Here is an 18,684-nt window from a genome sequence, read left to right as displayed (position 1 = left end):
CCAACCGACTCGTCGGCATCCTCCACGGATGCCTCAAAACCGGCACCCTCTACGACGAGACGACCGCCTGGTCGCATCACATCAACTCGGCTGCTGCTTGACATTCAAGCTCCTGGGATGTCTTTCGCGAAGGCTCCGAATGTACGCTCTACGTACATTCGCTCGCATCGCGTACAAGCTAGCCCGTGCGTAGTTGCCGATGCAATGGGGCGACGAGGTGGTTACCGACCCGAAACGCGCCGCAACCCGCCCGGCTCGCTTTCGACCAGCACCGGGACATCGAATCGCGTCACCGCCGCCGCCCGCCGATACTGGCCGGGCAATGCCGCTGGTTTCCGCCGGCGAGGCTCCGGCGGCGAGCTCACGCACTCCGAGGCCGACGCACGGCGGCCGGTGAGGAGCCACCGATGACCACGACACCCGCGGTCTCCGTGACCCTGCACGTCAACGGTGAAGCACACCCGCTGCCCGAACTGGACAGCCGCACGACCCTGCTCGATGCGCTGCGCGAGCACCTGAAGCTGACCGGCTCGAAGAAGGGCTGCGGCCTGGGCATGTGCGGGGCGTGCACAGTGCTGGCCGACGGGCGGCGGATCAAGTCGTGCCTGGCGCTGGCGGCGCTGTACGACGGCAAGGAGATCACGACCATCGAAGGGCTCGGGCGAGGCGGCGAGACGGGCCTGCACCCGCTGCAGCAGGCGTTCGTCGACCACGACGGATTCCAATGTGGATATTGCACGCCCGGCCAGATCATGTCCGCCGCAGGGCTGCTGCGGGAAGGGCATGCGGGCTCCGCCGAAGAGATCCGCGAGTTCATGAGCGGCAACCTGTGCCGCTGCGGCGCGTACGCCAACATCGTCGCCGCCATCGCCGAGGTCGCGGCGACGACCGGACCGGACGAAAAGTAACCGGGGGCACGATGTTTCCCTTCACCCTCGAACGCCCGGGCGACGCCGACTCGGCCGCGCGCCTCGGTTCCGCCCCGTCCGCCGAATACATCGCCGGCGGCACCGACATGATGCAACTGCTGACCGACGAGATCCGGCAGCCGGAACACCTGGTCGCGCTCGACGGCGTGCTCGACGACCGCATCGAAGCCGCACCCGGCGGGACGCTGCGCCTGGGTGCCGCCGCCAAGATGAGCGACATCGCGGCGGACCCCGACGTGTCCCGCGCTTTCCCGGCGATCGCCGAAGCCCTGCTGCTGTCGGCGTCGGGACAGGTGCGGAACATGGCCACCATCGGCGGCAACCTCCTGCAGCGAACCCGCTGCCCGTACTTCCGGGACCCCGGAGTTTCCGCCTGCAACAAGCGGTATCCCGGTTCGGGGTGCGCCGCGATGGACGGCGCCAACCGGACGCACGCGGTGCTGGGCGGCTCGGCCCACTGCATCGCCACGCACGCCTCCGACGTCGCGGTGGCGCTCGTGGCTCTGGACGCCGAAATCCACGTGCTGGGCTCCAACGGCGGCCGGGTCGTGCCCCTCGACGAGCTGCACCGGCTACCCGGCGAAACCCCGCACCTCGAAACGGTCCTGGAACCCGGAGAGCTGATCACCGCGGTCGTGGTGCCGCCGTCCCCGGCCGCCCGGCACTCCCACTACCTCAAGGTGCGGGACCGGGTGTCCTTCGAATTCGCGCTGACCTCCGCGGCCGTGGCCTTGGACGTCGACGACGGCACGATCCGCGAAGCACGAGTGGCCGTGGGCGGAGTCGGCACCAAACCGTGGCGCCTGCGCACCGTCGAGAACGCGCTCACCGGCCGCATCGACGACGTCGACTCCTACCGGGCCGCAGCCGAGCACGCGACCGAAGGCGCCGTCACCAGGGCGGGAAACCGGTTCAAGCTCGAACTCATGAAGCGCACGATCGTCCGCGCCCTGCGCGAAGCGGGAGGCCGGTCATGACGACGACAGCCACACCCACCTCCTACATCGGGCAGGCGCTCAGCAGGGTCGACGGCCGGGCGAAGGTCACCGGAGAGGCCACCTACGCCGCCGAATTCGACCCCGGGCCGCGCACAGCGCACGGCGTCATCGTCGGCTCGGCCATCGCGAAGGGACGCATCACCGAGATCGACACCACCGCGGCCGGGTCAGCGCCCGGCGTCATCGCCGTGCTGACCCACCTCAACGCCCCCGAACTCCCTTACCAGCAGCACAAATCCCTCGTCGACGCGCAGGACGGCGAACGGATCCACGTGCTGCAGGACGACCGCGTCGTCCACCTCGGCCAAGCCATCGCCCTCGTCGTCGCGGACACCTTCGAAAACGCGACGCACGCGGCGGCACTCGTGCACGCCTCGTACGCCGAGGAACCGGCCGCGACATCGTTCGAGGACGCCGCCGCCCGTGCCCTACCACCGGGGCCGGGCAACGCGAAGTCCGGCCAGCCCGGCGACACGCGACGCGGCGACCCCGACGGCGCACTGCAGACCGCCGCGGTGACGATCGACGCCGAGTACGTGGTCGCGCGCGAGGACCACAACCCCATCGAACTGCACGCCACGACGGCCGCCTGGGACGCCGGAACGCTCACCGTGTGGGACAAGACCCAGTGGGTCAGCAACACCCGCGCCGAGCTCGCCGCGACCTTCGGGATCCCGCCCGAGAACGTCCGCGTGATATCACCGTTCGTCGGCGGCGCCTTCGGCTCCGCGCTGCGCGTCTGGCCGCACACCACGCTCGCGGCGATGGCGGCACTCCACACCGACCGACCCGTGAAGGTGGTGCTGACGCGGCGGCAGATGTTCCCGCTCACCGGATACCGGCCGCACACCGAGCAGCGCGTCGTGCTCGGCGCCGACCGCGGCGGCCACCTCGTCGCCATCCGCCACGAAGGCACGGCGGAAACCTCGACGTACGAGCAATACGCCGAGAACCTCCTAGGCCCCACCAGGTTCCTCTACGGCTGCCCGAACGTCGCCACCCGCTACCGGCTCGCCGAGCTCAACGTCAACACGCCCTGCGCGATGCGGGCCCCGGGCGAGATCAGCGGGATCTTCGCCCTGGAATCCGCAATGGACGAACTCGCCGAAGCCCTCGGCATCGACCCGGTCGAGCTCCGGCTGCGCAACGACGCCGACCGCGACCTCGACCGGGACCTGCCCTTCTCCAGCCGATCCCTGCGGGAATGCCTCACCGTCGCCGGGCAGCGCTTCGGCTGGGACGACCGCGACCCGCGCATCGGATCGATGCGCGACGAGCAGGGACGCCTGATCGGCTTCGGATGCTCTTCGGCGACCTACCCGGTCTACAACTTCCCGGCCAGCGCCCGCGCGATCGTGCATCCCGACGGGACCGCCGTCGTGTCCTCCGCGACCAGCGACATGGGGCCGGGCACCTACACGTCGATGACGCAGGTCGCGGCCGAGACGCTGGGACTGCCCATCGAACAGGTGCGTTTCGAGCTGGGCGACGCCAACCTGCCCGAAGCACCACCGCACGGCGGATCGGCGACCATGGGCGGCGTCGGGTCCGCCGTGCACGCCGCCTGCGCCGCGGCGCGCGGCCAAGCCCTCGAACAGGCGGGGGAGACCAGTAGCCACGCCGATCTCACCGAGGTCATGAGCAGGCTGGGGCACTCTGTCGAAGCCGGCGGCGACTACCGGCCCGGCGAGGACACCGCCCGGTACTCGATGCACGAGTACGGCGCCGTGTTCGCCGAGGTGGCCGTCGACCCGGATCTCGGCCTGGTCCGGGTGCCGCGGGTCGTCGCCGCGTTCGGCGGCGGCCGGATCGTCAACCCGAAGACCGCGCACAGCCAGGCCATCGGCGGCATGGTGCTGGGCATCGGGATGGCGCTGCTGGAGCACACCGCCGTCGACCCCCGCGACGGTCACGTGATCAACGCGACCCTCGCCGACTACCTCGTGCCCGTCAACGCCGACATCGGGGAGCTGGACCCGGTGTTCATCGACGAGGACGATCCGCACGTCAACCCCCTCGGCGTGAAGGGAATCGCCGAGATCGCCGCGATCGGCGCCGCCCCGGCGATCACCAACGCCATCCACCACGCCACCGGCCTGCGGATGCGCACCCTGCCCATCACGCCGGAGATGCTGCTGCGCCCCTGACCGGTGGTGTACCGGCTTACGCCACTGGTCGCGGTGGTGGCGCGATCCCCGTCAGTCGTCGACGGAACCGTCGAGCGGCCGGCCCTCGGTGAAATACGGCGCGATCTTGTTGTCGAACATCGACAGCGCCGACCCGATCGCCATGTGCATGTCGAGGTACTTGTAGGTGCCGAGCCGGCCGCCGAACAGCACGTTGCGGGTCCCGGCCTCGGCCTTGGCCAGCTCGCGGTAGCTTTCCAGCTTCGCCCTGTCCTCGGGGGTGTTGATCGGGTAGTAGGGCTCGTCGTCCTTGTCCGCCGCCCGCGAGAACGCCCTGACGATGACCGTCTTGTCGCTCGGGTAGTTCGCGCGCTCCGGGTGGAAGTGCCGGAACTCGTGGATGCGCGTGTACGGCACGTCCTCGTCGGCGTAGTTCATCACCGAGGTGCCCTGGAAGTCGCCGGTGGTGCGCAGGACCTCCTGCTCGAAGTCCAGCGTGCGCCAGCCGAGCCAACCCTGCGAGTAGTCGAAGTAGCGGTCCAGCGGGCCGGTGTAGACCGTTGGCGTGGCAGCCGGGATATCGTCGCGAACGTCGAAGTAGTCGGTGTTCAGCCGGACCTCGATGTTCGGGTGGTCGGCCATCTTCTCCAGCCACGCGGTGTACCCGTCGACGGGCAGGCCCTCGTAGGTGTCGTTGAAGTACCGGTTGTTGAAGTTGTACCGAACCGGAAGCCTGCTGAACGTGGCCGCCGGCAGTTCCTTCGGGTCGGTCTGCCACTGCTTGGCGGTGTAACCGCGGAAGAACGCCTCGTACAGCGGGCGCCCGATCAGCGAGATGCCCTTCTCCTCGAAGTTCTTCGCATCCTTGGAGTCGATCTCACTGGCCTGCTCGGCCACCCAGGTCCGCGCCTCGTCCGGCGTCATGTACCTGCCGGCGTACTCGCAGATCGTTGCCATGTTGATCGGCATCGGGTAGACGCGGCCCCGGTGGATCGTGAACACGCGGTGCTGGTAGCCGGTGAAGTCGGTGAAGTGGTTGACGTAGTCCCACACCCGCTTGTTCGAGGTGTGGAACAGGTGGGCGCCGTAGCGGTGCACCTCGATGCCGGTTTCCGGCTCCGCCTCCGAGTAGGCGTTGCCGCCGATGTGGCCGCGACGGTCCAGGACCAGCACCCGCTTGTCCAGCTGAGTGGCGGCGCGCTCGGCCACGGTCAGGCCGAAGAAGCCGGAGCCGACGATCACCAGGTCATAATCACTGAAACTCACGATCAGTAAGGGTACGACCACACCGAGCACGGTAATCGGCGGTCCGCACAGCGTCGCGTCGGCGCCATAGGTCATCCGCCCGGTGGTCAGCCGCGCCGACAGAACGATGTACAGGCGGAAGTCGAGGTCGCGGCCGCCGCCGAGGCTCAGCCCGTGGCTAGCGAACGCCTTGGTGACCTGTTCCCGCGCGGTGTCGAGGTCGCCGGCGTGGAAGTTCAGCGGCCGCGGATGGCCGGCGTGATCCTGCTGCTGGTGCAACCGTGACCTCGTCACACCGCGTCTTGCCGTGGTCGCCTCGAGTCGGGCGACCTGAGGAAGGACTTCGAGGTGCTTCGCCAACGAGGCGTGACGTTCGATGAGCCCGAACCGGAGGACTACCCGTTCGGCGTTCGCATCGAGACTGCGGATCCGGACGGCAACCGGATCTCGCTCCGCCAGCAGCGCCGCGGAAACCGTGCCGATGGCTGACCGCCTGTAGACGCCACAATCCGGGTCTGTCATAGGCCACGATCGGAGCAGATCCGAGGAAGGTGACAAGGTGACCGACACCAGCCGGACGAACCTCGTGGCCGAGGCGTTCGAGGCCCAGCGCGACCGGCTGCACGCGGTCGCCTACCGCATGCTCGGATCGCACGCCGACGCCGAGGACGTGGTCCAGGAGGCCTGGTTGCGGCTCTCCCGCCAGGACACGGCGGCCATCGAGAACCTGGCAGGCTGGCTGACCACGGTGGTCGGCCGGATCAGCCTGGATGTCCTGCGAGCGCGCCAGACCCACCCCGAGTCGCCCTACGGCAGCCGGTTGCCCGAGCTCGTCGTGACGGTCGACAACGGCCCCGTGCCAGAGGACGACGCGGCGCTCGCCGACTCGGTCGGGCTCGCGCTCCTCGTCGTCCTCGAGTCGCTCAGACCGAGCGAGCGACTGGCATTCGTGCTGCACGACCTGTTCGCGGTGCCGTTCGACGAGATCGGCCAGATCCTCGGCAAGTCCACCAACGCCACCAAGATGCTCGCCAGCCGCGCCCGCAGGAAGGTACAGGCGACCGGGCGGCCAACGGTCGCCAGGCGGGAGCAGCGGGAGGTGGTCCAGGCCTTCCTGGCGGCGGCTCGTCGCGGCGACTTCGAGGGGTTGCTGCGCGCACTCGACCCCGAGGTGCGGCTCACCGTCGACACCCCCGATGGTGTGGTCGTCATCCTCGGTGCCACCAAGGTCGCCGCCGGCGCGTGGCTGTCCGCCGCGACGGCCGCACGGGGGCGAGCGGTGCTCGTCAACGGCCGTCCCGGCATCGTGTCCTGGCGCGAAGACGGCGCCCCGCTCTCGGTCATCGCGTTCACCGTCGTCGACGGCCGGATCGCAGACCTCGCGGTCGTGACCGACCCGGCCAAGCTCGCGTCGATGGACCTGCCGGATCCAGCGTGAGTCACCCTCGGGTACGACTGGGCCCGGATCGTGCGCTAAGGGGTAACGCCGCTGATCAGTAAGTAGGTGGCGGCACCGCCACGAAGATTCATCGTGGTCTGCAACACGATTCCGGGCCGTCTTCCGGTCATCACTCGGAGGCTAACTCTCCTCGAAATCAGTTGGCGGGCTCGCCGAACCAGCGGGAGAGGTGGTCGTCCAGGTCCTGCTGATCGTCGCCGATCCAGGCGACGTGGCCGTCGGGGCGTAGCAGGACGCACGGAACATCCAGTACCGCAGTGGGATCCGCGAGGTAATCGACCCGGTTTGACCACCCGCCGACGGTCAGGCGTTCGGTGCGGTCCAGCAGCAGGCCGCGGCCGCGATGCAGCAGACCGTAGAGGTGGCCCTGTTTCAGGTCGATGTCGCGCAGGCGGCGGCCGAGCAGGTCGGGGCCTGCGCCGAAGTCGTAGCGGATGCCGATCGCGGTGATCTTCTCGATCAGATAGCGGTTCACCCCGTCGAAGTCCATCAGTTCGGTGAGCAGCCTGCGCACGGCCTGCGGGCCCGGTTCGGTGGACAGCAGTTCCATCTGGGCGCGCGTGTTGTCCAGCACGTCCTCGGCGACCGGATGACGTTCGGCCTGGTAGGTGTCCAGCAATGTTTCTGGGGCCCAGCCGCGGATCTGTGCGGCCAGTTTCCAGCCGAGGTTGAATGCGTCCTGAACGCCCAGGTTGAGGCCCTGTCCGCCGGTGGGTGGATGGATGTGTGCCGCATCGCCGGCCAGCAGCACCCGCCCGACCCGATAGCGTTCGGCCAGCCGGGTGGCATCCCCGAAGCGGGACAACCAGCGCGGGGAGTGCACGCCGAAATCGGTTCCGGCGATGGTGCGCAGCTGTTGTTTGAAATCCTCGAGGGTGGGCGGTTCCGTGCGATCGCTGACTCCCGCGACGGGGACTACGACGCGATAGACCCCCACGCCTGCGGGCCTGAGACTGAAAATCTTGTTGGTCTCGTGGATTTCGGTCACCTTGGTGGCGATCTCCTCCTGCGGCACACCCACTTCCATCTCGCCCATCAGCGTCTCGGTCCGCGAGGGCTCGCCGGGGAAGCCGACGCCGAGCAGTTTGCGCACCGTACTGCGCCCGCCGTCACAGCCGACGAGATAGCGCGAACGCAGCTGTTCGCCGTCGGTCAGCTCGACGGTCACGCCCTCGTCGTCCTGCTCGAAACCGGCCACCGCACAACCGCGCCGGACCTGCGCACCCAGTTCGATCGCATGTTCTTCGAGCAGGTGAACGATGACCGGCTGCGGGATGCCCAGCAGATAGGCGTGCGCAGAATCCAGGCCCTCGGGCGCGGGTTTGGGGATGGCGGCGAAGAAACCGCCGGCCGGACGCTGCCTTCCGTGTTCGAGGATGCGATCCAGCAGCCCGCGCATTGCCATCAGCTCGATACTGCGAATATGCAGACCGACTATGCGGACGAACGACACGGGCTCGGTTTCCTTCTCCAGAACGAGTACCCGCACATCGTGCAGCCGCAGTTCGGCGGCCAGCATCGCGCCAGTTGGCCCGCACCCGGCAATGATCACGTCGAACATGAGGGGCGTGCGATCGGCGCCGGAGGCCGGCGACCGGAGTCCGGGGACGTCGCGCTCGACCGCATCGTTCGACGACGGCTCGGCGGTGAACTGCGGAGAGTGCATAGGTGTTGCCTTTCGGGAGTGCCTTGTTGTCGAGGCGCTCCCGGCGACACCTACGTCAATCGCCCGACCGTGACGGGAAGGGGGAGCACCCACATCAATACAGCGTTCATGGGTCTCACCTCCTCGGGCGATGTCACGGTCAACTGCAAGCTACAAGCCCGAGCATCACCGCGTCCAATCCTTTCCCAGCCACGTGATCACGACTCCGAACGGGCCCGTGCGGTTGCAGGGCGAATCCGGCGTGGCGGCCCGGCTGGTCCCGGTCACGGTCGACGATCTGATCCTGGCCGCCCCGTGGCGGACCGGACCTCGGAAGGCGCCACCAGGGCACCGGCGGTGCACCGTGCCCGATCCGCAGCAGCGCACGCGGGACCACGTTCCCACTGAGTGAGCATCCGCTGGAGCTCTTCACGCGTCTCCGGCACCTCGACGACCTCGGAGATCATCGAAGCGACCAGGCCCTGCGCGGTCGCGGTCAGCCCCGACTTGTGCGGCTCTGGCGCGGCCTTACGGTCGGTCGGAGGGAAGGAGACGAACATGCGCAAGGCCAACATCGTGGGCGTCGACGGGTCCGAGTCGGCGCTGAACGCCGTGCGGTGGGCTGCGGCCGACGCCGCGCTGCACCGCGTGCCGCTGCGGTTGATCTCGGTCGGAGCGGAGTCACTTCCGGACAAAGCGCGCGTGGCCGAGGAGGTCGCACGACGTCGTTGGCTGGCCGTGGCCGCTCGGCAGGTCGACGAGGTCGCGCCAGAGGTCGAGACGACGTCGGAACTGCGCCGGGGCGCCCCGCACGCCGTTCTCGTCGAGGCGTCCGCACAGGGCCGCCGGGTGATCGTGGGGATCCGGGGCCTCGGTGAAGGCGGGGGCATGATGGTCGGGTCCACGGCCGAGACGGTCGCCATGCACGCCGAGTGCCCGGTGGTCGTAGTGCGTGCTCGCGACGTCGAACCGGCCGATCCGGGGCCGATTCTCGTCGGCGTAGACGGGTCCCGCGTCGGCGAGGCAGCCGTTGCCGCGGCCTTCGAGGAGGCTTCGGTGCGCCACGCGCCGCTGGTGGCCGTGCACGTCTGGATGGACGTCGAAGTCGAGCCCTGGCTCGCCCGCGACGACGACCGGGAATGGGAATCGATCGACGAGGCCGAGCGAGCGGTGCTCGCCGAGCGCCTGGCCGGGTGGCGGGAGAAGTACCCGGACGTCGAGGTGCATCGCGTGGTGGAACGGGACCGGCCGGTCCGCTACCTGGTCGGACACGGCAGGGAGGCCCAGCTGATCGTCGTGGGCAGCAGGGGGAGAGGCGGCATGACCGGCATGCTGCTGGGCTCGACCAGCCGGGCCCTGCTGCACATGGCCCCGTGCCCAGTCCTGATCGCCCGCTCCACGACGTGACCTCTGTGGACGAGGGGCGCGATGCCGCGGGGAAGGGCAGCCTACGTACCGACCGCGCTCTGATGTACGGGGAGGGGACTGGGGCCGACTTCGTAGGGCGAGGGGATAAGCCTTTCCAGCAGATGCAAGGGAAGCGAGTGTTTCCAGGAGTGACCGAGGGCAGCGGATTCCAGGAGCGAATGGGCGTGGAGTACCAACAAGTCCGGGCGGGGCGAGCAAGGACCTTCGGCATGCCTTCGCTTTCTCCATTTGATGGATAATCAACGTTATCCATCAAATGGAGATGTGGCGAGAGGAGAGAGCCGGCGCCCTTCCCGGGGGATAGATGGTCGCTCACCCAGGCCGATCGGCTCTCTCGCGGGCTGCACGTTCAATGGCTTCGCATCGGCACACCACACGCCTTGCTGGCCGGCCGAATCATCAGGCCAGGTCGTTCCACATGACGCGCCCGGCGGATCCGGCTCGGCCCGCGGCGAACCATGTGGATCATGATCCGGCGGATTGCTTCGATGATGCTCCGCAGATGGACGTCCCGTTCCGCCTACCTAGTTTTGTCACTGTGACGTTAATAGGTAGAGGAACGGGACCCGGCGGAGCGAGCCGGATGGGCGACCGGATGACCTTCGTCGGCATCCGACTCCATCAGCCGGCCAAACTCGGCGCTCCACAAGCCGACTGCGGCGACCGAGCCTCACGGCACGCGCCGACCAACCGCCGACTCGGCTCGCGACGCAATCCCATGGTCAATGTCGCGCTCAGCGCCTGACGCAAACGCCGACTGACACCAACGAGCCGGCCAGCCGTCAGGCGCCGGTCGCCAAGCGCGTTATCCGACTCGTCGGCACCTGGAGTCGAAGTCGGAGGCGACAAGGCGCGAAAACCCTAAAACAGGCCCTTCTGGCCGCCGTCTCCGCAGGTCGATAAAACGCCGATAATGTACATTATGTTAAGTAACGCGTTTGCGGGGTGCCTCGACCACCACCCCGGCCTCCGGCCGCGTTCCGTTCGCGTAATCGCCCGCCCCGACCCGCACGCCGAGTCCGCAACGCTCATCAACGCCCCTGGCGGCCCGAGCGGCGAAAAGGCGGCTCCTGGTTCGGCGTGCACGCTGTGGTCACACACCCGCGAGACTGACTCGCCGGTTGTGCGCCAGCGAGAAATCTGCGCCGGACCACCGGAATCGGCCGCCTCTCCCCTAGACGTCCCCGTCCTTGATCAACACCGCGCAGAGATAGACGCATCGCAATGGGTTGATGGCTTGCGCGACGGAGTCGCACCACTCCCCTTGTCCCCGAAGTCGAATCGTGTCGCCGCATCGGGAAACCCGTTGGGCGCGAACAACTTTCACGTGAGTCGGTCACTCAACACTGCCGCGTCCTCCCATCAGTGGCTATGCCGGGGGAAACGGCCCTGCACGGACGACCATTCCTCCCGCCGCACCGGATGATGAGTGCCGAACCAATTCGCTTCGCAGCAGGTCTGCTCGTACGTCTGGAGGCACCGGTGGCAGTTCTGTGCAGACCGGCGGTTGCGGTTCCTGAGCACGTCATCACCGTGGAGGAAACTCTTGAGCATGCCCGTCGAGTCCATGCTCATCACCCGCAACTCCCCCTCGCCCTGCGGTTGATCAGCAACACCGGGGTCCGCAAGCGCCATCTCATCCGGCCGATCTCCGAGACGTTGCAGCACCCGGGGTTCGAGGTGCGCAACAGGATCTACGAGGAGCAGGCCAAGCTGCGCGTGCCGGCCGTCGTGTCCCGGGCGCTGGCCAATTCCGGGTTGCGCGCCGAGGACATCGATCTGCTGGTGTACGTGTCGTGCACCGGGTTCATGATGCCGTCGATGACGTCGTGGCTGATCAACTCGATGGGGTTCCGCCACGACACGCGGCAGCTGCCGATCGCGCAGCTCGGGTGCGCCGCAGGTGGCGCGGCGATCAACCGCGCGCATGACTTCTGCACCGCCTACCCCGACTTGAACGCGCTGATCGTCGCCTGCGAGTTCTGCTCGCTGTGTTACCAGCCCGACGACCACGACATCGGTTCGTTGCTGTCGAACGGGTTGTTCGGCGATGCCGTCGCGGCCGCCGTGGTGCGGGGTTCCGGCGGTAGCGGGGTTCTGCTGGAGCGCAATGCCGCGGCGATGATCCCGGACACCGAGGACTGGATTTCCTACCAGGTGAAGGCCACCGGTTTCCACTTCCGGTTGGACAAGCGGGTGCCGACGACGATGGAGCCGCTGGCGCCGGCGCTGCGTGCGTTGGCGGATCGGCATCGGTGGGATGTCGCGGGGCTGGACTTCTACATCATCCATGCCGGTGGGCCGCGGATCCTCGACGATCTGACGAAGTTCTTGGGGGTGCCGCCGGTGGCGTTCCGGTACAGCCGGGCGACGCTCACGGAGTACGGGAACATCGCCAGCGGCGTGGTGCTCGATGCGTTGTTGCGGATGTTCGACGAGGGTTCGGTGCCCGATCGGGCGCGTGGGTTGATCGCTGGGTTCGGTCCGGGCATCAGTGCGGAGATGGCCGTCGGCAGTTGGGTTTCGGGGCCGGAGCCGACGATCGTGCGTCCCCGGGGTGAGCAGGTGGCGGTTGCGCGTCCGTTGGGAGGTCGCTGATGTCGGATCGGTGTCCGGTGCGGTGCTACGTGCCGCCGAACATCGCCGGGGTGGGGTTCGATCCGGATCTCGCCGCGTTCTTGCGGGACGAGCCGGTGGCGCGGATCCGGATGCAGTTCGGGTCGGGTGAGGCGTGGCTGGTGACGCGGTACGAGGACGTCAAGTTCGTCACCTCGGATCCGAGGTTCAGCCGGGCGGCGATCGTGGGGCAGCCGTTCCCGCGGATGACCAAGCACATCATCCCGTTGGACCGGGCGGTGAGCTTTACGGATCCGCCGGGGCATGCGCGGATCCGGCGGGTGGCGGCGAAGGTCTTCGCGCAGCGCAACGTCGAGCGGTTGCGGGCGCGTGCCGAGCAGGTGGTGTCCGAGCGGATCGCGGCGTTGGTGGCTGCGGGGCCGCCGGCCGATCTGGTGGAGCACGTGGTGGCGCCGTTTCCGATGACGATGATCGGTGAGGTCGTGGGTGTTCCGGAGGCCGACCGGCCGTGGTTGATGTGGTGCGCGGAGACGTTGATCAGCATGGCGCGCGACGAGTCCGAGGTGGCTCGCAACGGCCGGATCAAGGACGAGTTGTACGCGTACTTCCACAAGTTGGTGGCGCGGCGTCGCTCGTCATCGGGTGATGATCTGCTGGCGGTGCTCTGCGATGCGCGTGATCGTGGCGAGATCGATGACGAGGAACTGGGCGCGCTGGTCGTGCTTGTGTCGCTGAACGGGTGGCACGCGGTCCGCAACAACAGTTCGAGCATGGTGTACGTGTTGTTGACGGAGCCGGGTTTGTGGGATCGGTTGGTGGCCGATCCGGGGCTGGTTCCGCATGCGGTGGAGGAGCTGCTGCGTTTCATCCCGCACAAGCGCGGTGTCGGGCAGCCGCGGGTTGCCACCGAGGATGTGGTGATCCGGGGTGTTCGGATTCGGGCCGGGGATGTCGTGCACATCTCGTACGTGACGGCGAATTGGGATCCGGAGGTGTTCCCGGATCCGGAGCGGTTCGATCTGGATCGCGCGGAGATTCCGCATGTGGCGTTCGGGCATGGGCCGCATTACTGCGTGGGGCCGTTGTTGGCGCGGATGGAGTCGCAGGTTCTGCTAAGCACTTTGCTGGAGCGGCTCCCCCGGCTTCGGCTGGCGGTGCCGCCGGAGGAGGTTCGGTGGCGGCAGGACGTCATCATCCGTGGTCCGGTTGATCTGCCGGTGACCTGGTGATCGTTGTTCGTTCGGGGAAGGTTCAGCGCTGATGCGGGGTTTGGTCGTTCCGCCTGGTGATGGGAAGCGGATCGTGACGGGTGCGCAGGACGTGACGTTCAAGGTCACGGGGGCGCATTCGTCGGCGGCGTCGAGTTTCGAGGTGGTGGTGCCGCCGGGTTTCGACGTCGGTGCGCATGTGCACGCCCGCAGCGAGGAGTTGTTCTACGTGCTGGAGGGTGAGCTGGAGCTGTTGGCGTTCGAGCCGGTCGTGCGTGGTGGGGACAACTGGTCGGAGTGGGAGGGCGAGTCGGGGCAGCGGGTTTGTCGTGCTGGTCCGGGCAGTGTCATGTTCGTGCCGCCGGGGTGTCCGCATGCGTTCGCCAATCGTGGTGAGGTTGCGGCGCGGATGTTCTTCCAGTCGTCGCCGCCGTCGCATCACGAGCGGTACTTCGAGGAGTTGTTGGAGATCCTGGAGGCTCCGGGGGGCGTGGATGATGTGGCGGTGGCGGAGTTGCGTCGGCGTCATGACATCGAGCAGTTGACGCCGTTGCGGTTCGATGCGTGAGGTGCTGTTAGGCGTCGGGTAGTGCTTCGCCGGTTTCCAGCAGGGTTTTGAGGTTGGAGAGCAGGGCTGGCCAGCCTTGGGTGATCATGGTGAGCACGGTGCTGTCCGGTTCGAAGCCGTCGTGGATCACGGTGAGTTTGACGATGTCGCCGAGGGGTTCGATCTCGAAGGTGACCTTCGAGCGGGGTTCGGCGGCGATGGTGGTGAGCGTGTCGTAGTCGATGCCGCTGCCTTCTGCCCATTGCGGGGTGAAGGTGTGCCAGGTGTAGGCGAGCTTGCGGTGGGGTTCGGCTTCGAGGACGACCTGGGCGGGGTCGGTGATCGTGGTGCCGGGTACGTGCCAGGTCATGGTGGAGCCGGGTTGCCAGTCGGTGTCGATGGTCAGGCCCCAGTAGCGGCGGGTGAAGGCGGGTTCGGTGAGGGCTTGCCAGAGCCGTTGCGGCGTGGTGTTGATGTAGGTCGTGTAGACGAATTCCGGGTTGGTCATGGGTTGCTCCAGTGCGGTTTTGAGGTCTGCGAGTGCGTGGATGCGTTGTCGGTCGTACTGGTTGATCCAGCGTTCGGTGATGGCGTTGATCGGTTCGGCGTTGAGGTAGTGGAGTTTTTCGCGGCCTCGTCGCACGGTGGTGACGAGGTTGGCGGCTTCGAGCACTGCGAGGTGCTTGCTCACGGATTGCCGGGCCATGTCGAGGCCGCTGCACAGTTCGCGCAGGGTTTGGCCGTTGTGGGCGTTCAGGTTGTCGAGCAGTTGGCGACGGTTGGGGTCGGCCAGTGCTTTGAACACGTCGTCCATCTCACCTACCAAGTGCAGCCGGTTGGCTGCGTGAACATAGGCAGCCAACCGGCTGCATGTCAAAGGATGGCCGGTAGGCTCCCGGTATGGCTGTGGTGCTGGTGCACGGCAGTTTCCTGGGGCCTTGGTCGTGGCGCGATGTCGTCGCGGACCTGGAGGGCGTGGGGATCGCGTGCTCGGTTGCGGATCTGCCCAGCGGGCTCGGCGGTATCCGCGATGCGGCCGGCGATCTGCACGACGATGCCGCTCGGGTTCGGGAGCTCCTGGACGCGGCGACCGAACCGGTGGTGCTGTGCGGGCACTCCTACGGCGGTGCGGTGATCACGGAGGCGGCGGCCGGGCATCCGGCTGTGCGGCGGTTGGTGTACCTCGCCGGTGCGATGCCTGATGCCGGGCAGAGCCTGACCGATCTCGCTCCCCCGCCTGTTGTTGGGCCCGGGGCGCGGGAGGCGGTGCAGTGGCGGGTGGACGGCTTGCTGGAGCTGACGGCGGATTCCGCGTGGGAGGCGTTGTTCCACGACTGCTCCGCGGCGCGGGCCGAGGAGGCGATTTCGTTGCTGCGGCCCAGCAATCCGGTGATCAGCGCGCAGGGTGTGCGGGCGGCGGCGTGGCGGGAGGTGCCGGCGACCTTCGTGCGGGGCGTGGCCGACCGGATGCCGGAGCTGGTGTCGGGTGCGGTCGAGTGGGACGTGGTCGAGGTCGTGGAGCTGCCGACCGGGCACTGCCCCAACTGGTCCCGTCCGGATCTGGTCGCCGCCCTGCTGGCCGATCTGGCGGGATCGTTGTGACGACGGCTGTGGTGTCGTGCGCGCTCGGACGCACGACACCACAGCGGGTCAGTCCTGCACGGCCATCTCGCCGAGCAGTGACCAGTCCTGCTGGTCCACGGTTGCGTTGACGATCCTCGGAGTCTCGGCGAGGTGTGGGGGCAGGGTTTGCTGGGCCTTCTTGAAGTGCTCGGACTGGACGTGCGCGGCGCCGGCCTGGTCGTCGCGGAAGGCTTCGACCAGGACGTACTCGTTCGGGTCGTCGAGGCTGCGGGACCAGTCGAACCACAGGCAGCCGGGTTCGGCGCGGGTCGCCCTGGTGAATTCGGCTGCGATCTCCGGCCACCGGTCGGCGTGTTCGGGCCGGATGCGGAACTTGGCGGTGATGAAGATCATCGCGGGTACTCCTTCGGGCGTCGTGGTGCTCGGCTTCCACCGGGCCCGATGATCCTAAGGAACCGCGCGCGGGGCGATTCGGGCTGGTCGGATTCGATTCAGTCCAGGCCGAAGCGTTGCGCGTAGTGCTCGCGCAGTTGCTCGGTGCGGTCGGCGGGCCAGGGGCAGCGGATGTCGCCGTGCAGGGCCGCGAACACGATCTCGAAGTAGACCTGCCATGCCGCCAGGATGGTGGCCCGTTCGGCGGCCTGCGCGTCGGGCAGGGTGTGGGTGAGCGTGAGGCGGGTGCCGATCGGGTGCTGGTCGCGGAGCTGGAACCGGACGGTGCCGCCTGGTTGCCAGGCGTATTCCAGGGTGTTCGGGGCTTCGACGGTGGTGAGTGCGCCGACCTCGCCGTAGCCGTGGGTGCTCTCCAGCGGAGGCTGGGTGCCTGCGGTGGGGTCGTTGTCGCCGGTGATGAGCGTCCAGACCTCGTGGGGTGGTTGGACGAAGTCGCGTTCGAAGTGGATCTCGTGGTCGTTGTCGGTCTCGTGCAGTTCGCCTTCGCCGAGGCCGAACTGCTCGATGTAGGCCTCGGCGCGTTCGAACCAGGTCTGCATGGAGAATTCGGCGGTCGTGCTGGTGAGGCGGGCGGCGAGGCCGTCGAGGCAGGCGTCCCAGCCGGCGGCGTGGCGGGCGATCGATGGGCGGTCGCTGTCGGGGCCGTGCAGCGCGTGGCTGAACACCAGCAGGCAGCCTTCGGGGCGCGGGAGCAGTTCGCAGCGGATGACGTCGGTGTCCCAGCGGAAGGCGAAGACCTTCGGCGGGTCGGCTTCGAGGATCTCCCCCTCGTCGGCGGTGTCGGAGCCTTCGAAGGTGAAGCGCATCTTGGTGCCCGGGACTGGCTGGTCGAAGTCGATGCGGGCCGGGAACCAGTGGGTCAGCTCGGCGGGGTCGGTGATGGCGCGCCACACCTTCTCCGGCGGGTGGTGCAGCAGGCGTTGCAGGCGCAGGACGGGGCGGTCGCCGATCATCGTGACGGACGTGTCGGTGTTCATGGCTGGGTGTCCTCCGAATCGGGCATGGCGTCGAGGTGGCGTTGCAGGGCGTCGAGGCGTTCGTGCCACATCTGCCGGTAGGGCGCCAGCCAGGCGTCGATCTCGGCCAGTGGCTCGGGACGCAGCCGGTACCAGCGGCGTTGGGCGTCCTGGCGGACTTCGACCAGGCCTGCTTCGCGCAGCACCTTGAGGTGCTTGGACACCGTGGGCTGGCTCAGCGGGAGGTGGTCGACGAGGTCGCCGACGGCTCGTTCGCCGGTGCGCAGCAGGTCGAGGATGTCCCGGCGGTGCGGTTCGGCCAGGACTTCGAAGGTACTTGCCACTCCGTCAATATAGCCGACCGGAAATATGCCCGCGAGTTCGTCGGGCTCAGGCCGTGAGCACGGCCTGGGTCTGGGTGGTGTGCCCGACGCGGCGCCCGTCGAGGTCCAGCAGCTCCGTCTGCACCGCGATGTTCGTGCGGCCCACGTGCAGCGGGCGGCTGACGGCGTGCAGCGCACCCTCGCGCAGCGCGCGGAAGAAGTTCGTCTTCGATTCGATCGTGGCGGTGTGCGCGCCCTCGGGGAGGTTGAGGAACGCGCAGATCGCGCCGATCGAATCGGCCAGCGCCATGACCGCTCCCCCGTGCAGCACTCCCCCCGCCGTGCAGCGCTGCGGTGCCCAGTCCAGGTGCCCGCGGACCTCATCGGCGCTCGCGGAGTCGATCTGCACACCCAGCGACACCGCGAACGGCATGAGCGCGACGAGCTGCTGGTGGTCGATGGCGGTCATGAGCTCTCCTCCGCGAGGATCCGGGTCGCGGCGGCGACCAGTTCGGCGTTGTCGGCGGCGACCTGCCCGTCGGGCAGCAGCAGGGTGTCCTCCAGGCCGATGCGGGTCGCCAGCCCACGGCGGGCGGCGACGGTCAGCACCGGCCACGCGCCCGCTGCCTCGCCGTGCAGCAGGATCGGTGTCGCCGCCGGGCGCAGCCGCTCCAGCAGGGCTTCGGCGGTCGCCGGGGCGCCGCGCGCGGTCAGGTCGGTGACCTCGGCCAGCACCCGCAGCACCCGGCCGCGGTGCGGGGAACGCAGGAACTGGTGGTCGCCGTCGGTGCCGGAGTAGATGCCCGCCTCGACGCCGATACCGCGCTCCAGCAGCACGGCGGCGACGTCGTCCGCGCCGGGCTCGTGCCAGTTCACCGAGGCGTGATCGGGCAGCACCGTCCACGCCCGGATGGCCCGGATCCGGTCGGCCGGGTCGGGCGCGGTCCAGGCGCCGGTGGTGACGCCGACGCCAACGCCGGGTGCCGCGGCTCGCACCGCGCGCAATGCGGCGGCGACCGCATGCGGGTCGAGGCTGTCGGTCCCGTCGGGCGTCTTGGGGTGCAGGTGGATGTCGGTGGCGCCGGCGGCGATGCTGTCCGCGGCGGCCTTGGCCAGTTCCTCGGGACGCACGGGCAGGTGGAAGTGCTCGCGCGGCGAGCGGGCGCCGTTGAGGCAGACCTGCAACATGACCTGATTCTCCCCTGC

At 68.3% G+C, this 18,684-nt stretch carries 19 protein-coding genes; 11 read left to right on the top strand and 8 right to left on the bottom strand.

Annotation, left to right across the window (positions count from 1 at the left end; translation table 11 throughout):
• Positions 1–407 precede the first annotated feature (407 nt).
• Genes E1288_RS28230 through E1288_RS28220 form a run of 3 tightly spaced genes read left to right on the top strand, consistent with a single transcriptional unit; the run spans position 408 to position 4,074 of the window.
• Entirely contained in the window at positions 408–908 is a 501-nt protein-coding gene (locus tag E1288_RS28230) for a (2Fe-2S)-binding protein (protein ID WP_132490229.1), read from the top strand.
• An 11-nt stretch (positions 909–919) separates the two neighbouring features.
• Positions 920–1,906, top strand: coding sequence for an FAD binding domain-containing protein (locus E1288_RS28225; RefSeq protein ID WP_132490227.1), 987 nt, complete (start codon positions 920–922; stop codon positions 1,904–1,906).
• The gene (locus tag E1288_RS28220; protein ID WP_132490225.1) at positions 1,903–4,074 is read left to right on the top strand and encodes a xanthine dehydrogenase family protein molybdopterin-binding subunit; all 2,172 of its coding nucleotides are present in this window, start codon (positions 1,903–1,905) and stop codon (positions 4,072–4,074) included. Before E1288_RS28225 ends, E1288_RS28220 begins: the two co-directional genes overlap by 4 nt.
• A gap of 51 nt (positions 4,075–4,125) precedes the next feature.
• Here the strand turns inward: E1288_RS28220 and glf are convergent, their stop codons facing one another.
• Positions 4,126–5,319 (bottom strand): UDP-galactopyranose mutase, encoded by a 1,194-nt coding sequence (gene glf, locus E1288_RS28215; RefSeq protein WP_132490248.1) that lies wholly within the window; start codon positions 5,317–5,319, stop codon positions 4,126–4,128.
• Positions 5,320–5,628: 309 nt separating this feature from the next.
• Between glf and E1288_RS49900 the strand changes: the two genes are divergently transcribed.
• Together E1288_RS49900 and E1288_RS28205 are read left to right on the top strand one after the other, a co-directional pair.
• On the top strand, positions 5,629–5,787 hold the full coding sequence (locus E1288_RS49900) for a VOC family protein (protein ID WP_328592496.1): 159 nt from the start codon (positions 5,629–5,631) through the stop codon (positions 5,785–5,787).
• Positions 5,788–5,857: 70 nt separating this feature from the next.
• A complete protein-coding gene (locus tag E1288_RS28205; RefSeq protein ID WP_132490224.1) occupies positions 5,858–6,736 on the top strand; it encodes a sigma-70 family RNA polymerase sigma factor in 879 nt (292 codons plus the stop codon).
• 157 nt (positions 6,737–6,893) lie between these two features.
• Here the strand turns inward: E1288_RS28205 and rox are convergent, their stop codons facing one another.
• A complete protein-coding gene (rox, locus tag E1288_RS28200) occupies positions 6,894–8,318 on the bottom strand; it encodes a rifampin monooxygenase (RefSeq protein WP_207954594.1) in 1,425 nt (474 codons plus the stop codon).
• A gap of 298 nt (positions 8,319–8,616) precedes the next feature.
• Between rox and E1288_RS28195 the strand changes: the two genes are divergently transcribed.
• From E1288_RS28195 to E1288_RS28175, 5 genes are all read left to right on the top strand, one after another.
• A complete protein-coding gene (locus tag E1288_RS28195; RefSeq protein ID WP_132490220.1) occupies positions 8,617–8,814 on the top strand; it encodes a hypothetical protein in 198 nt (65 codons plus the stop codon).
• A gap of 146 nt (positions 8,815–8,960) precedes the next feature.
• Positions 8,961–9,809 carry a universal stress protein gene (locus E1288_RS28190; RefSeq protein WP_132490218.1) on the top strand — a complete coding sequence of 283 codons (849 nt, stop codon included), beginning with the start codon at positions 8,961–8,963 and terminating at the stop codon, positions 9,807–9,809.
• 1,443 nt (positions 9,810–11,252) lie between these two features.
• On the top strand, positions 11,253–12,428 hold the full coding sequence (locus E1288_RS28185; protein WP_328592495.1) for a type III polyketide synthase: 1,176 nt from the start codon (positions 11,253–11,255) through the stop codon (positions 12,426–12,428).
• Positions 12,428–13,636 carry a cytochrome P450 gene (locus E1288_RS28180; protein ID WP_165968292.1) on the top strand — a complete coding sequence of 403 codons (1,209 nt, stop codon included), beginning with the start codon at positions 12,428–12,430 and terminating at the stop codon, positions 13,634–13,636. Before E1288_RS28185 ends, E1288_RS28180 begins: the two co-directional genes overlap by 1 nt.
• A 31-nt stretch (positions 13,637–13,667) precedes the next feature.
• Positions 13,668–14,183, top strand: coding sequence for a cupin domain-containing protein (locus E1288_RS28175; RefSeq protein ID WP_132490214.1), 516 nt, complete (start codon positions 13,668–13,670; stop codon positions 14,181–14,183).
• Between the two features lie 7 nt (positions 14,184–14,190).
• Here the strand turns inward: E1288_RS28175 and E1288_RS28170 are convergent, their stop codons facing one another.
• The gene (locus tag E1288_RS28170) at positions 14,191–14,976 is read right to left on the bottom strand and encodes an ArsR/SmtB family transcription factor (protein ID WP_132490212.1); all 786 of its coding nucleotides are present in this window, start codon (positions 14,974–14,976) and stop codon (positions 14,191–14,193) included.
• Between the two features lie 86 nt (positions 14,977–15,062).
• Between E1288_RS28170 and E1288_RS28165 the strand changes: the two genes are divergently transcribed.
• Positions 15,063–15,764, top strand: a complete 702-nt coding sequence (locus E1288_RS28165) for an alpha/beta fold hydrolase (RefSeq protein ID WP_132490210.1) — start codon at positions 15,063–15,065, stop codon at positions 15,762–15,764.
• A gap of 48 nt (positions 15,765–15,812) precedes the next feature.
• Here E1288_RS28165 and E1288_RS28160 read toward each other — a convergent pair whose 3' ends face one another.
• The 5 genes from E1288_RS28160 to E1288_RS28140 form a co-directional block, all read right to left on the bottom strand.
• Entirely contained in the window at positions 15,813–16,139 is a 327-nt protein-coding gene (locus E1288_RS28160) for a putative quinol monooxygenase (RefSeq protein ID WP_132490208.1), read from the bottom strand.
• A gap of 98 nt (positions 16,140–16,237) precedes the next feature.
• Entirely contained in the window at positions 16,238–17,176 is a 939-nt protein-coding gene (locus tag E1288_RS28155) for an SRPBCC family protein (protein WP_132490206.1), read from the bottom strand.
• Positions 17,173–17,499 carry an ArsR/SmtB family transcription factor gene (locus E1288_RS28150; RefSeq protein WP_132490204.1) on the bottom strand — a complete coding sequence of 109 codons (327 nt, stop codon included), beginning with the start codon at positions 17,497–17,499 and terminating at the stop codon, positions 17,173–17,175. The genes E1288_RS28155 and E1288_RS28150 overlap by 4 nt, the downstream gene beginning before the upstream one ends.
• Before the next feature lie 46 nt (positions 17,500–17,545).
• Positions 17,546–17,947 (bottom strand): PaaI family thioesterase, encoded by a 402-nt coding sequence (locus E1288_RS28145; protein WP_132490202.1) that lies wholly within the window; start codon positions 17,945–17,947, stop codon positions 17,546–17,548.
• Positions 17,944–18,666, bottom strand: a complete 723-nt coding sequence (locus E1288_RS28140; RefSeq protein ID WP_132490200.1) for a 3-keto-5-aminohexanoate cleavage protein — start codon at positions 18,664–18,666, stop codon at positions 17,944–17,946. Before E1288_RS28140 ends, E1288_RS28145 begins: the two co-directional genes overlap by 4 nt.
• Between the last annotated feature and the right edge of the window lie 18 nt (positions 18,667–18,684).

The sequence above is a fragment of the Saccharopolyspora elongata genome (assembly GCF_004348985.1).
Lineage (GTDB): Bacteria > Actinomycetota > Actinomycetes > Mycobacteriales > Pseudonocardiaceae > Saccharopolyspora > Saccharopolyspora elongata.
This window is presented reverse-complemented; position numbering and strand designations above follow the sequence as displayed.

Bases quoted from the DNA above. Each gene is read 5' to 3' on its own strand.
- E1288_RS28165 (WP_132490210.1), top strand. From the start codon at position 15,063: ATGGCTGTGGTGCTGGTGCACGGCAGTTTCCTGGGGCCTTGGTCGTGG.
- E1288_RS28185 (WP_328592495.1), top strand. From the start codon at position 11,253: ATGATGAGTGCCGAACCAATTCGCTTCGCAGCAGGTCTGCTCGTACGT.
- E1288_RS28175 (WP_132490214.1), top strand. From the start codon at position 13,668: ATGCGGGGTTTGGTCGTTCCGCCTGGTGATGGGAAGCGGATCGTGACG.
- rox (WP_207954594.1), bottom strand. From the start codon at position 8,318: ATGTTCGACGTGATCATTGCCGGGTGCGGGCCAACTGGCGCGATGCTG.
- E1288_RS28190 (WP_132490218.1), top strand. From the start codon at position 8,961: ATGCGCAAGGCCAACATCGTGGGCGTCGACGGGTCCGAGTCGGCGCTG.
- E1288_RS28230 (WP_132490229.1), top strand. From the start codon at position 408: ATGACCACGACACCCGCGGTCTCCGTGACCCTGCACGTCAACGGTGAA.
- E1288_RS28155 (WP_132490206.1), bottom strand. From the start codon at position 17,176: ATGAACACCGACACGTCCGTCACGATGATCGGCGACCGCCCCGTCCTG.
- E1288_RS28145 (WP_132490202.1), bottom strand. From the start codon at position 17,947: ATGACCGCCATCGACCACCAGCAGCTCGTCGCGCTCATGCCGTTCGCG.
- E1288_RS28160 (WP_132490208.1), bottom strand. From the start codon at position 16,139: ATGATCTTCATCACCGCCAAGTTCCGCATCCGGCCCGAACACGCCGAC.
- E1288_RS28180 (WP_165968292.1), top strand. From the start codon at position 12,428: ATGTCGGATCGGTGTCCGGTGCGGTGCTACGTGCCGCCGAACATCGCC.
- E1288_RS28140 (WP_132490200.1), bottom strand. From the start codon at position 18,666: ATGTTGCAGGTCTGCCTCAACGGCGCCCGCTCGCCGCGCGAGCACTTC.
- E1288_RS28220 (WP_132490225.1), top strand. From the start codon at position 1,903: ATGACGACGACAGCCACACCCACCTCCTACATCGGGCAGGCGCTCAGC.
- E1288_RS28225 (WP_132490227.1), top strand. From the start codon at position 920: ATGTTTCCCTTCACCCTCGAACGCCCGGGCGACGCCGACTCGGCCGCG.
- E1288_RS28170 (WP_132490212.1), bottom strand. From the start codon at position 14,976: ATGGACGACGTGTTCAAAGCACTGGCCGACCCCAACCGTCGCCAACTG.